This is a genomic window from Bradyrhizobium sp. USDA3516 (assembly GCF_057651995.1).
Genome location: NZ_JBYGYN010000002.1, coordinates 1 through 12,398, shown reverse-complemented (window position 1 = coordinate 12,398; position 12,398 = coordinate 1). Strand labels below are relative to the sequence as shown.

Annotated in this window: 10 protein-coding genes and 1 pseudogene; 4 read left to right on the top strand and 7 right to left on the bottom strand. The window is 65.3% G+C overall.

The genetic code is table 11. The features are described from left to right. Window positions 1-14: 14 nt before the first annotated feature. The 4 genes from AC24YW_RS05945 to AC24YW_RS05930 all read right to left on the bottom strand — a co-directional run bounded on the left by AC24YW_RS05945 (window position 15) and on the right by AC24YW_RS05930 (window position 4,456). Window positions 15-914 carry a carbohydrate ABC transporter permease gene (locus AC24YW_RS05945; protein ID WP_487481875.1) on the bottom strand — a complete coding sequence of 300 codons (900 nt, stop codon included), beginning with the start codon at window positions 912-914 and terminating at the stop codon, window positions 15-17. Further along, window positions 907-1,863: a carbohydrate ABC transporter permease gene (locus tag AC24YW_RS05940; protein ID WP_487481874.1), complete on the bottom strand. Its 957-nt coding sequence runs from the start codon at window positions 1,861-1,863 to the stop codon at window positions 907-909. Before AC24YW_RS05940 ends, AC24YW_RS05945 begins: the two co-directional genes overlap by 8 nt. A gap of 124 nt (window positions 1,864-1,987) precedes the next feature. Further along, window positions 1,988-3,328 carry an ABC transporter substrate-binding protein gene (locus tag AC24YW_RS05935; protein WP_487481873.1) on the bottom strand — a complete coding sequence of 447 codons (1,341 nt, stop codon included), beginning with the start codon at window positions 3,326-3,328 and terminating at the stop codon, window positions 1,988-1,990. 84 nt (window positions 3,329-3,412) lie between these two features. Then, window positions 3,413-4,456: a C-terminal binding protein gene (locus AC24YW_RS05930; protein ID WP_487481872.1), complete on the bottom strand. Its 1,044-nt coding sequence runs from the start codon at window positions 4,454-4,456 to the stop codon at window positions 3,413-3,415. 252 nt (window positions 4,457-4,708) lie between these two features. Here AC24YW_RS05930 and AC24YW_RS05925 point away from each other — a divergent pair, with 252 nt between their 5' ends. Beyond that, complete coding sequence (locus tag AC24YW_RS05925; RefSeq protein WP_487481871.1) at window positions 4,709-6,394, top strand: methyl-accepting chemotaxis protein; 1,686 nt, start codon at window positions 4,709-4,711, stop codon at window positions 6,392-6,394. A 162-nt stretch (window positions 6,395-6,556) separates the two neighbouring features. Here the strand turns inward: AC24YW_RS05925 and AC24YW_RS05920 are convergent, their stop codons facing one another. Together AC24YW_RS05920 and AC24YW_RS05915 are read right to left on the bottom strand one after the other, a co-directional pair. Further along, complete coding sequence (locus AC24YW_RS05920) at window positions 6,557-7,534, bottom strand: Bug family tripartite tricarboxylate transporter substrate binding protein (RefSeq protein ID WP_487481870.1); 978 nt, start codon at window positions 7,532-7,534, stop codon at window positions 6,557-6,559. A 97-nt stretch (window positions 7,535-7,631) separates the two neighbouring features. Beyond that, window positions 7,632-8,567 (bottom strand): DMT family transporter, encoded by a 936-nt coding sequence (locus AC24YW_RS05915; protein ID WP_487481869.1) that lies wholly within the window; start codon window positions 8,565-8,567, stop codon window positions 7,632-7,634. Between the two features lie 92 nt (window positions 8,568-8,659). Here AC24YW_RS05915 and AC24YW_RS05910 point away from each other — a divergent pair, with 92 nt between their 5' ends. Continuing rightward, a complete protein-coding gene (locus tag AC24YW_RS05910; RefSeq protein ID WP_487481868.1) occupies window positions 8,660-9,061 on the top strand; it encodes a DUF1330 domain-containing protein in 402 nt (133 codons plus the stop codon). 181 nt (window positions 9,062-9,242) lie between these two features. Here AC24YW_RS05910 and AC24YW_RS05905 read toward each other — a convergent pair whose 3' ends face one another. Continuing rightward, window positions 9,243-10,175, bottom strand: a complete 933-nt coding sequence (locus AC24YW_RS05905) for a DMT family transporter (RefSeq protein ID WP_487481867.1) — start codon at window positions 10,173-10,175, stop codon at window positions 9,243-9,245. Between the two features lie 423 nt (window positions 10,176-10,598). Between AC24YW_RS05905 and AC24YW_RS05900 the strand changes: the two genes are divergently transcribed. Together AC24YW_RS05900 and AC24YW_RS05895 are read left to right on the top strand one after the other, a co-directional pair. Next, window positions 10,599-11,891 (top strand): adenylosuccinate synthase, encoded by a 1,293-nt coding sequence (locus AC24YW_RS05900; RefSeq protein ID WP_487481866.1) that lies wholly within the window; start codon window positions 10,599-10,601, stop codon window positions 11,889-11,891. Window positions 11,892-11,928: 37 nt separating this feature from the next. Then, a pseudogene (locus AC24YW_RS05895) lies at window positions 11,929-12,398 on the top strand (hypothetical protein); the annotation flags it as partial.

Below are 12,398 nucleotides of genomic sequence, written 5' to 3'. Positions count from 1 at the left end.
GGCCGCAGCTTCGTCTACTCCTTTACCGCGCCTGTCAGCGACGACACGTAATAATCCACGAACAGCGAGTAGAAGATCGCGACCGGCAGCGAGCCGAGCAGTGATCCCGCCATCAGCGCGCCCCATTGATAGACGTCGCCGGTGACGAGCTCGGTCAGGATCGCGACCGGCACGGTCTTGTTGGCGCCGCTCTGGATGAAGGCGAGCGCGTAGATGAACTCGTTCCAGGACAGCGTGAAGGAGAAGATGCCGGCCGAGATCAGGCCGGGCACCGCGAGCGGCAGCGTGATCCGGCGCAGGATCTGCAGCCGCGTGGCGCCGTCGACCAGCGCGCATTCCTCGAGCTCGTAAGGAATCGACTTGAAATAGCCGATCAGGAGCCAGGTGCAGAACGGCACCAGGAAGGTCGGATAGACCAGGATCAGGGCCAGCGGCGAGTCGAACAGGCCGAATTGCACCACCACGGTGGCGAGCGGAATGAACAGGATCGACGGCGGCACCAGATAGGCGAGATAGATGCCGAGGCCGACATAGGGACTGCCGCGGAAGCGCAGGCGCTCGATCGCGTAGGCCGCCAGCGTCGACGCGATCAGCGACAGCGTGGTCGAGCCGATCGCGACGAACATCGTCGTCTTCAGCCATTGCGGATAGGAGGTGTTGAACAACAGGTGCTTGATGTGCGCCAGCGTCGGCGAGGAGATCCAGAACGGGTTGTTGTCCCGGTAGTTCATCAGCTCCGCATTCGGCTTGAACGAGGTGATCGCCATCCAATAGAACGGAAACAGCAGGATCAGAACGAAGCAGCCGAGCGGCAGATAGATCATCATCAGCCGCCGCAGCCCGGAATCCCAGGCCATGGTGTCGGGCGGTGCTTTTGCGTCCGCGACGGTCGATTGCGCGACGGTTTCAGTCATTGGCCTCTCCCTGCTGCCATTTGCGGCGCGCCAGGCCGAAATAGGAGAACAGCGTCGCGAACACCAGGAACGGGATCATCGACACCGCGATCGCCGCGCCTTCGCCGAGCTCGCCGCCGGCGATGCCGCGCTGGAACGCCAGCGTCGCCAGCAAATGGGTCGAGTTCACCGGACCGCCGCGGGTGATGGCGTAGACCAGCTGGAAGTCGGTGAAGGTGAAGATGATCGAGAAGGTCATGACGATGGCGAGGATAGGCAGCATCATCGGGAACGTGATGTAGCGGAAGCGCTGCCAGGCGCTGGCGCCGTCCAGCATCGCGGCCTCGTAGAGCGAGGGCGAAATGGTCTGCAGGCCCGCCAGCAGCGAGATCGCGACGAAGGGAATGCCGCGCCAGATGTTGGCGGCGATCAGCGAGAAGCGCGCCGGCCAGGGCGAGCCGAGGAAGTCGATATTGCTGTCGCGCCAATGCAGCACGTCGACCAGGAGGTAGGAGATGATCGAGAACTGCGGATCGTAAATCCACCAGAACGCCAGCGCCGAGAGCACGGTCGGCACGATCCAGGGCAACAGCACGATGGCGCGGAGCAGGCTCTTGAACGGGAAATGGTTGTTGAGCAGCAGGGCGAGCCAGAAGCCGAGCGCGAATTTCCCGAAGGTCGCCACTCCCGTGTAGAACACGCTGTAGAAAACCGCGTTCCACCACAGGGGGTCCGTGAGCAGGTACTGGAAATTCTCGATCCCGACATAAATGCCGCGCCGGCCGATCGTGGTGTCGGTGAAGGCGAGCCAGATGCCGAGACCGAGCGGGTAGGTCAGGAACACGGTGAGCAGCCCGATCGCGGGCGCCAGGCACATCACGATCAGGAACGGCTTGTAGTCGAACAGCCGCACGATCCAGTTCGGCTGCCGCTGCGCCAGTGCGTGGGAGGAAAGGGTGGTCACGGACATCAGTGTGTTGTCCTGTTTCAGGAAGTCACTCCACCTTCATTGCGAGGAGCGAAGCGACGAAGCAATCCAGGCTGCATCCGCGGAGGGATTCTGGATTGCTTCGCTTCGCTCGCAATGACGGTCTCTACCGCTGCCGCCGGAAGTAGCGCTTGCAGCGCTGCTCGGCTTCGGCGGCCGCGGCCTCAGGCGTGGCGGCGCCGGTGGCGACGGAGGCGAACATCTGAACCGTGACATAGTCCGCCCGCACCGCACCGGTGGCCGTCGATATCGGACCTTTATAGCCGGCGTAGTAGCCGTTGTTCATGGTGTTCTTGAAGATTGCGACCTTCGGATCACCTGACCACACTTTTGCGTCGGCATAGGCTGCGAGCGGCTGCGACCAGTAGCCGCTATTGGCGTTGAGCCAGGGCTCGTACTGCTCCTTCTCCAGCATGAATTGCAGGAATGCCTTCGCTGCGTTCGGATACGGGCTGTGCTTGAACACCATTGCGTTTAGCGTCAGGCCAGACATCGGCGGGGCTGGCGCAAAGAACTTCGGCAACAACTGATGTTCCGAATCTTCGGCGATGGCGGCCGTCGCCGGATCGTTCTTCAACGAGAAGTACAACGACACCCCGTTTGCCGTCAGCGCGATTTCCTGCGAAGAATAGGCGCGATTGTTGCTGACGTCGTTCCAGGAGGGCGTGCCGGCGATGAATGTCGGGTAAAGCTGCTTCACAAAGTTCAGTGCCGCGATCGTCTCCTTGCTGTTGATGGTGACGTTGCCCTCCTCGTCGAGCAACGCCGCGTTGTGCGCCCACATCATCCAGTCCGCAAAGCCGTTTCCGTCGCCCACCGCGTTGCCCAGTGCGAAGCCGGCTGGCTTACCCGCCTGCTGAAGCTTCTTGCAGAGATCGAGGAAGCCGGCTGCATCTTCCGGAGCCTTGTCGAACCCGACTGATTTGAGAATGGACTTGCGATAGATGAGGGGGCCTGCTGTTGCGCCGAACGGCAGCCCGATCCACGTGTCGCTCTTAGCCTTCTTTCCATAGGTCTTCGCAAGAGTCTGCCAGCCGCCGTACTTCTTGCCGAGATAGTCGGCGACGTCGGTGAGCTCGATCAGCTTGTCGATGTAGATATGGGGCGCGTCGGAGAAGCCGATGATGATATCGGGGCCGGCGCCGGAGTTAGATGTGACCGCAGTCTGCTGGTTGATGTCTTCCCAGCCGACGAAGTCAACCTTGACCTCGACCCCGGTGTCCTTGGTGAACTTTGCCGCATTGGCGCGGAACACGTCCTCGTCCGCCTGGACGAAGCGCACCGGGCGCAGCATGCGCAAGGATGCGCCCTTTTCGATGTCGAGCTTGGGTGCCGGGACGTCGGCAGCCTTGATAGCGGATGTTTGCGCTGCAGCACCGGTGGCAGCAAACGTTGCAGCGGACAGGCCCAGCGCCAAGGCATCACGACGTGTGATGTCGTTCCTCATCAGTACCTCCCTATGTGTTCCCTTCCCGGCGTTGATCGCCGGTGAAGGGCCGTTTCGGTCGTGGGCGCTTGCTGCGCCGCCCGCCTAGCTGTTCGGCCCGCGGTCCATGCTGACGGGCTGCCAGCGGCGGAGCGCGGTGTTCTGCAGCACCGACGGATTGACGCAACTTACCGGCCACATGCCCTGGAGCACCAGTGACAATTCGTAGCCCACCCGGCGCTTGCGCGCCTCGTCGAACCGTGCCGAGGCCGAGGCGACATGGGCGGTCAGGGTCACGTTCTCCATGCCGAGCAGGGGATTGTTGTGCGAGGGCGGCTCCTTCTCCAGCACGTCGAGGGCGGCGTGTGCGATCCAGCCCTCCTGCAGCGCCTTGATCAGGCTCTCCTCGTCCACGGTGGCGCCGCGGCCGGTGTTGATGAAGATCGAACCCTTCTTCATCTGGCGGAAGTGCTTCTCGGTCAGCATGTGGTGCACCTCGGGCCGCGCAGGGGCATGCATCGAGACGAAGTCGGATTGCGACAGCACCTCGTTCAGCGTCGCCGGGATCACGCCGTGGTCGTACATCAGCGTTTCCTGGATGAAGGGGTCGTAGGCCATCATGCGCAGGCCGAAGGGCGCGGCGCGCTTGGCGACCGCGCGCGCAACCCGGCCGAACGAGATGAAGCCGAGCGTCTGGCCCATCAGCCTCGGGATCTTCAAAAGCGCCGGCCGGCCCTCGGCCCAGCGGCCGTCGCGCACCATGCGGTCCTGCTCGACCAGGCGGCGGAAGCCCGCGAGCAGCAGCATCATGGCGTGGTCGGCGACCTCCTCGATGAAGGTGTCGGGGATGTTGGTGACCGGAATGCCGCGGGCCGTGGCGGCCTTGACGTCGACACTGTCGACGCCGACCGAGCCGAGCGTGATGACCTTGCAGCCCTCCAGCGCGTCGATGATCGACTTGGTGATCGGGATGCCCTTGGCGTAGATCGCGTCGGCGTTTTTCGCGGCGGCGATGAACCCGGCCTCGTCGGCGGGCGCCTCGACGATCTCGGCATCGATCGGATCGAGCGCCTCGCGCTCATAGGAATAATCGCTGCCCGCGACCGTGAAGCTCGCACCCTTCGGCGTCACCACCCTGTATTTCGGCATTCTCTGCTCCCGATTGGTTTCTTGTCGTGGCCCGCCTCGACGAGCGGGCCTTTGCGTCTTTTACGCGAAATCCGGGCGGGTGCGTACAATTCATGGTTGTTGCAGGCGAGGTATATTTCCGCTTTTCCGTTCAGGCTCCGGGCTTCTACGGAGGTGCGTAAGTAACTTGCTAAGGGCTCCGCCACTAAGACTTGATTCGAATTTGATCGATCTCGTCGTGCGCCCGTACCCCATCATTGCCGGAGCCAGCCTGTGAAGTTGAGCAATCTGAAGATCGCCCCGAAGCTCGGCATTCTCGTCGGCGTCGCCATGCTCGGACTGTGCTTGGCTGGGGCATTGGCGGCGTACCTGATGCAACGGGAGTTGCTCGACGCCCGCTTCGAGCAGACCAGGGCCATGGTGGAGATGTCGCGCAACATGGCGCTCGGTCTGCAGAAGCAGGTCGACGCCGGGCAGCTCACCAAGGACGCAGCCATTGCGGAGTTCGTCCGGCGCGGCAGCTCGATGACCTATGACAAGGGCTCGGGCTACATCTTCGCCTATACGATGGAGGGCATCGCGGTGGTGACGCCCGACCCGAAGCAGTTCGGCACCAATCGCCTCGACGTCGAAACCAATGGCCGCAAGCTCGCCCGCGAGCTGCGCGACGGTGTCGCCGCCAAGGGCGACGTCACGCTGCGCTACGAATATTACAAGCCCGGCGAGAAGGTCGTGACCCGCAAGCTGTCCTATGCCGTGGGGATTCCCGGCTGGAACATGTTCGTCGGCACCGGGGTCTATCTCGACGACCTCGATGCCAAGCTGGCTCCGGTGGCCTGGCTGCTGGGCCTCTCCCTGTTCGGCATCATGCTCGTGGCCGGCGGCGTGGCCTGGCTGATCGGCCGCAGCATCAGCCGGCCGCTGAGCCTGCTCGGCACCCGCATGAAGGAACTGGCCGACGGCAAGCTCGATGGCGATATTCCCGGCGTCGGCCGCGGCGACGAGGTCGGCGCGATGGCCGCGACCGTGCAGATTTTCAAGACCAACGCCGAGAAGATTCGCGAGCTCGAGCAGACCGAGGCGGCCGCGCACGAGCGCGCGGCCAGGGAACGTCGCAATGCGATGGAGGGGCTCGCCAACGACTTCGAACGCAGCGTCAACGGCATCGTCCGCTCGGTCTCCGCGGCCGCGGCCGGGATGCAGACGACGGCGCAATCGATGACGGCGACCGCGAGCGATGCTTCCTCGCGCGCGGCGACCGTCGGTGCCGCCTCGCAGAAGGCCTCCGGCAATGTCGGCACGGTCGCGGCTGCCGCAGAAGAGCTGTCGAGCTCGGTTGCGGAGATCTCCCGCCAGGTGACGCGCTCGACCGAAGTTGCGAGCCGTGCCGTCAGCGATGCCGAGCGCACCAACGCCACGGTGCAGGAGCTCTCCACCGGAGCCGAGAAGATCGGCGAGGTGGTCAAGCTCATTCACTCGATCGCGGCGCAGACCAACCTGCTCGCGCTCAACGCCACTATCGAGGCGGCGCGGGCCGGCGAGTCCGGCCGCGGCTTCGCCGTGGTCGCCTCCGAGGTCAAGGCGCTCGCCAACCAGACCGCGAAGGCGACCGAGGAGATCTCCGCCCAGGTCGCGGCGATGCAGACCTCGACCACCGACGCGGTGTCGGCCATCTCCGGCATCACCCAGACGATCGCCGAGATGAGCGAGATCACCGCCGGCATTTCCGCATCGATCGAGCAGCAGGGCGAGGCGACGCGCGAGATCGCCCGCAACATCCAGTCGGTCGCGGCCGGCTCGAGCGAGATCAACGCCCATATCGGCAGCGTCACCTCGGCCGCGGAAGCGACCGGCAGCGCGGCCAGCGACGTGCTCACCAACGCCCGCGAGCTGGACAACCAGTCCGGCGCTCTGCGCGATGCCGTCGACGGCTTCCTCGCCAAGGTCCGCGCGGCGTAAACAGGTCTCGTGCCCCGGACGCAGCGCAGCGCTTCCCCGGCGACGCGAAGCATCGTCCGGTGCAGCGGTGCGCTGCAGAGCCGGAGCCCATGCTAGCGGCAATCTGGGTCCCGGCTCTGCGCTGCAGCGTTTCACGCTGCAGCGCATCCGGGACACGAGAGCCTACTGCTTCTCGATCTTCGCGTTGGTGATCAGCTTCTCCCACAGCACCAGCTGCTCGTTCACGAAGGTGCCGAGCTGCTCCGGCGTGCCGGAAAAGGCGTCCATGCCGAGCGTGGCGAGCTTGGCCTTGATCTCCGGGTTCTCGATGATCTTGCGGATCTCGGTGTTGAGCCGGGTCACGATCTCCTTCGGCATGCCGGCCGGGCCGAAATAGCCCTGCCAGGACGAGATGTCGAAGTCCGGCACGCCGGCCTCCTGCATCGAGGGCAAATGCGGCACCAGCGGCGAGCGGTTCTTGGTGGTGACGGCGAGCGCGCGCAGCGCGTTGCCGTTGACGTGGGGCAGGCCGGTCAGGATGTCGACGAACATCATCGAGACGCGTCCGCCCATGACGTCGTTGAGCGCCGGCGGCGAGCTCTTGTAGGGCACGTGCAAGAGGTCGAGCCCAGCATTGTGCGCGAAGGTCGCGCCCGACACGATCGCCGACGACGAGCCCGAGGCGTAGCTCAGCTTGCCCGGATTGGCCTTGCCGTAGGCCACCAGCTCTCCGACCGTCTTGGCCGGCACCTCGGGATTGATGACCAGCATGAAGGGCAGATCGCCGGTGCGGGCGATCGGGGTGAAATCCTTGACCGGGTCGTAAGTGAGGCTCTTGAGCAGATAGGGATTGGCCGAATGCGTGGTGTTGGTCGTCACCAGCAGCGTGTAACCGTCGGGAGCAGCCTTCGCGACATAGGTCGCGGCCAGCATGCCGTTGGCCCCCGCCTTGTTCTCGATCACGATGGCAACGCCGAGCGCCTGCGACAGATGCTGCGAGATCAGCCGCGTCGTGGTGTCGGTGCCGCTGCCGGCCGCGAACGGCAGCACCAGCGTGATGTTGCGGCTGGGATAGGTGTCGGCGTGAGCGGTGGATGCCGCCGTGAGGCAGAGCGCGGCCGCGGCGACGGTCCGCAGGTTTCGAATCAGCCCTGAAATCATGTTGGTCGTTCCCTCTTCTTGGTTGGCAGGGAACCTAGCTTGTCCAACGGGGAATCGGAAGATGGCCATAGGTCGTGACCGCGTCCGTCGCGCGGAATTAATTCACCGCCGAACCCCGCCGCGATGCAAGCACGACGCCGGCGAGCACCAGGGCGTAACCGATCAGGTGGAACGGCTGGAGCTTTTCACCCAGCAGCAGGATCGCCAGCGCCGAGCCGAACACCGGCACCAGATGGAAGAACGGCGCCGCCCGGTTCGGCCCGATCAGCGCCACGCCGCGGTTGAAGAAGAGATAGGCGAGGGTGGAGGGAAAGATCAGGATGTAGCCCAGCGTCGCCAGCGTGATCGCGTCGAATTGCAGCACGGCCCCGCTCGCCGCCTCCCAGATCGCCGTCGGCAGCAGCATCGTCGCGCCGCAGCAGGTGGTGAAGGACAGGAACGAGAGCTGGTGGATCTTCGGCCGGCGCGGGATGAAGGCCGAGTAGAGCCCGAACGCCACCAGCGAGGAGGCGAACATGATGTCGCCCCTGTTGAAGCTGATGCTTGCCAGCGCGGCGAGGTCGCCGCGCAGGATGATGATCAGGACACCGAGCAGCGAGATCGCGATGCCGCCGAGCTGCGCGCCGGTCAGCCGCACGCCGAACAGCACCAGCGACCATAGCGCCACGAACAAGGGACCCGCCGACTGGATCAGCAGCGCGTTCAGCGCCTCGGTGTATTGCAGCGCCCAGTACGAGATCGCGTTGTTGAAGGCAAAGCCGACCAGCGACAGGAACAGCATCAATGGCAGGCTCTTGCGCAACGCAGGCCAGTCGCGCTTCAGATGCGGCCAGGCGAACGGCAACAGGATCAGGAACACGCCGAACCAGCGGATCGTGGTGATCGTCAGCGGGGGCACATGCGCCCCGACATGGCGCGCGAGCACGATGTTGCCGGCCCAGAACAGCGAGCTCAGGCTGAGCAGCAGATAAGGCTGGTTGTTGAGCCAACTGGCCGGATTGGCGGCCGGTGGCGCGGGCGAAGCGGTCGTCATGGGCGTTGAATACAACTTGCGCCCGATTGCCGCGATGGCACAAGTCACAGCGCCGCAATGCTACAATGCAGCCGAGCCTTGAGGAGGTGCCATTGGCGGTCAATATGTTGAACATCGAGGGCCTTGACCGGCTCGATCCGAATTCAGCGGTGGTGATGCTGAACCTGATGCGCTTCCACGCGCGCTCGCGCGATGGCGACGGGTCGGGCTGGGAGGCATATTTGCGCTACAGCGCCATCACGGTGCCGATGATCAAGGCGCGCGGCGGCACGCTGCTCTGGACCGGCGAAGCCAAGGCGGTCGCACTCGGTCCGCACGCGGGTAACGATTGGGACTTCGTCGCGCTGGTGCATTACCCGTCCGTCTCGGCCTTCATCGACATGATGACGTCGGAGGCTTACGAGCGTGAAGCCGATCCGCATCGCGTCAACGCCTGCGCCGAGCACCTGATCATCGCGACCAGCGAGGCCTACAGCAAGTTCAAGACGAAGTAGGCTGTCCATCGCGCGGCGCGCTTCTTTCCCTCTCCCCTTGTGGGAGAGGGTGGCTCGCCGCGCAGCGGCGAGACGGGTGAGGGGTTTCTCTCGGCGAGTCCAACTCTCATTGGAATGTGCGTATGGATACCCCTCATCCGGCGCTTCGCGCCACCTTCTCCCACAAGGGGAGAAGGAAGAGCTACGCCGCCTGCTTCCGCGACGCCGCGAACACGCCCGCCAGCACCAATGCAAAGCCGATGAAGTGGAACGCCTGCGGGTGCTCGCCCAGAAACGCCAGCGCCATGATCGAGCCGAACACCGGCACGACGTGGAAGAACGGTGCGGCGCGGTTGGCGCCGATCAGGCGCACGCCGCGATTGAAGCAGAGATAGGCGAGCGCCGAGGGGAAGACGGCGACGTAGAACAGGGTCAACAGGTTCGGCCCGTCGAGCTTCATCACCGGGCGTGCGGACAATTCCCAGATCTCCAGCGGAATGAGACAGGCGGCGCCGCAGCCGAAGGTGAAGGCGAGGAACGAGAGGCCGTGCATCGGCGGCCGCTTCAGCGACAGCACCGAATAGAGCGCGAAGATCAGGAGCGCGAGCAGGAAGATCAGGTCGCCCTTGTTGAAGTCGATGCTCGACAGCGTGGTGAAATCGCCGTGCAGCAGGATGGTCAGCACGCCGCACATCGACAGCAGCACGCCGAACGCCTGCGCGGCGGTGAGACGGATGCCGAGGATGGCGAGCGACCACAGCGCCACCAGCAGCGGCGCGGCCGACTGCAGCAGCAGCGTGTTGAGCGCCTGGGTGTGCTCCAGCGCCCAATATTGCAGCGTGTTGAAGGCGCCGATGCCGGTGACCGAGAGCGTGACCATCAGGCCGAGCTTGCCGCGGATCGCCGGCCAGTCCTGCGCGAGATGCTTCCACGCGAACGGCAGCACCAGCAGGAAGGCGAAGAACCAGCGCAGGAACGACAGCGTGACCGGCGGGATGTGGCCGGCCGCGAGCCGCCCGACGATGGCGTTGCCGGCCCAGCACAGCGCGGTGATGCTGAGCAACAGGTAAGGCTGGTTGGCGATCCAGCTGTGGCCGGATGTTTCCGCGCGCGTGGTCTGGCCGGTGGCGGACATTGTGATTGTTGGACCCCGCGTCGAATACGCCGGGCCCTCCGGCCCGGCGAGGTCCGGGCCGGCTGATCACCCGGCAGGTCCAAAGACACGGAAAACGAGGTTGCATCAACGGGGGGCGGACGCATCGCGACCATGCTGGCGGCGAAGGCGGCCCCTCACGCTTTGGTCGAAGGTGCTGCGCCGGCCCGCCAGGGTTCGGGATTTTCCGCGGATATCAAGGGCTTGGACCGGACGTCGGTCCCCTAAAATGCGCCCTTCTTGCTTGCCTAGAAGGGCTGCTTCCTTTATCCGGTTGGCTGCCTTGCGTGCGGGCGGCTCCGGCCGCCGATTGGGCTGGGCGCAGGCGTGATCCCGGAAAAGTGGGCACCGGTTTTCCGCGAGGATCATGCCTTCTAGAGACAGATTGAACAGGATTACCCGCGAATGGCCAATGTTGTCGTCGTCGGCGCCCAATGGGGCGACGAAGGGAAGGGCAAGATCGTCGACTGGTTGTCGGAGCAGGCGGATATCGTGGTCCGCTTCCAGGGCGGCCACAACGCCGGCCATACGCTGGTGATCAACGGCAAGACCTACAAGCTCGCGCTGCTGCCCTCCGGCGTGCTGCGCGAGGGTAAGCTGTCGGTGATCGGCAACGGCGTCGTGTTCGATCCCGCCGCCTTCCTCGACGAGGTCTCAAGGCTCAGATCGCAGGGCGTCGATGTCAGCCCCGACAACCTGCGTGTCGCGGAAAACGTCACGTTGATCCTGCCGCTGCACCGCGAGCTCGACGCGCACCGCGAATCCGCCAGCGCCGCCACCGCGATCGGCACCACCCGCCGCGGCATCGGCCCGGCCTATGAAGACAAGGTCGGTCGCCGCGCCATCCGCCTGATGGATCTTGCCGATCATCAGACGCTGCCGCACAAGATCGACCGCCTGCTGGCGCACCACAACGCCCTGCGCCGCGGCCTCAACCTGCCGGAATTCGACGGCGCGGTGATCCTGAAGGAGCTGATGGCGATGGCGCCGCAGCTCCTGCCCTATGCCGAGACGGTCTGGCGGCTGCTCGATATCGAGCGGCGCGCCGGCAAGCGCATGCTGTTCGAGGGCGCGCAAGGCGCGCTGCTCGACGTCGATCACGGCACCTATCCCTACGTCACCTCGTCCAACACGGTGGCGGCGCAGGCCGCGACCGGCGCCGGCCTCGGGCCGGGCGCGGTCGGCTACGTGCTCGGCCTGTGCAAGGCCTACACGACCCGCGTCGGCCAGGGCCCGTTCCCGACCGAGCAGGACAACGAGATCGGCCGCAAGATCGGCGAGCGCGGCCGCGAGTTCGGCACCAATACCGGCCGTCCGCGCCGCTGCGGCTGGTTCGACGCCGTGCTGGTCCGCCAGGCGGTCCGGACCTGCGGCATCAATGGCCTCGCGCTGACCAAGCTCGACATCCTCGACGGCTTCGATTCGATCGAGGTCTGCACCGGCTACAAGCTCGACGGCAAGGAGATCGACCATTTCCCGGCCGGCGAGGGCGCGCAGGCCCGCGTCGAGCCGATCTACGAGACCATCGAGGGCTGGAAGGAGCCGACCGCCAATGCGCGATCCTGGGCCGACCTGCCGGCGCAGGCCATCAAATATGTCCGGCGGATCGAGGAATTGGTGGGATGTCCGGTTGCGCTGCTTTCCACCAGCCCGGAACGCGAGGATACTATCCTGGTGCAAAATCCGTTTGAGGCTTAACGATATCTTACCGGGACGCGCGTATAGTTGAGTAGAAATGGCTGATTACTATCCGCTGATCGCCCGCGCTATTGCCGCCCTGGACCCCAACGCTCCCGGCGAAAGCCGTCGCGCGCTCTATGAGCGGGCGCGCACGGCCCTGATTGCGCAGCTGCGCAGCGTGCAGCCGCCGCTCTCCGAATCCGAGATCACCCGGGAACGGCTGTCGCTGGAGGAGGCCGTCCGCAAGGTCGAATCGGAGGCGGCCCAGCGGGCCCGCGAGGCCTCGCGTCCCGGTGGCGCCGCCCGCTCCGGCTCGAGTGGCGATGCCTTCCGGCGCGCCAGCACCCGTGCCGCCGAGGGCAACCCGGCTGCCGCGCCGCCGCGCACCCGTCCGGCCCCGACGCCGCCGCGCGCCGACCGCCCGTCCTTCAATGTCGACGACCAAAGCGAGGCCCAGCGGCCGCCGCGCGCGCCCCGTTTCGACGCCCCGCGCCCACCTGGCCCCTCCGTCCCGCCGCCGTCGGA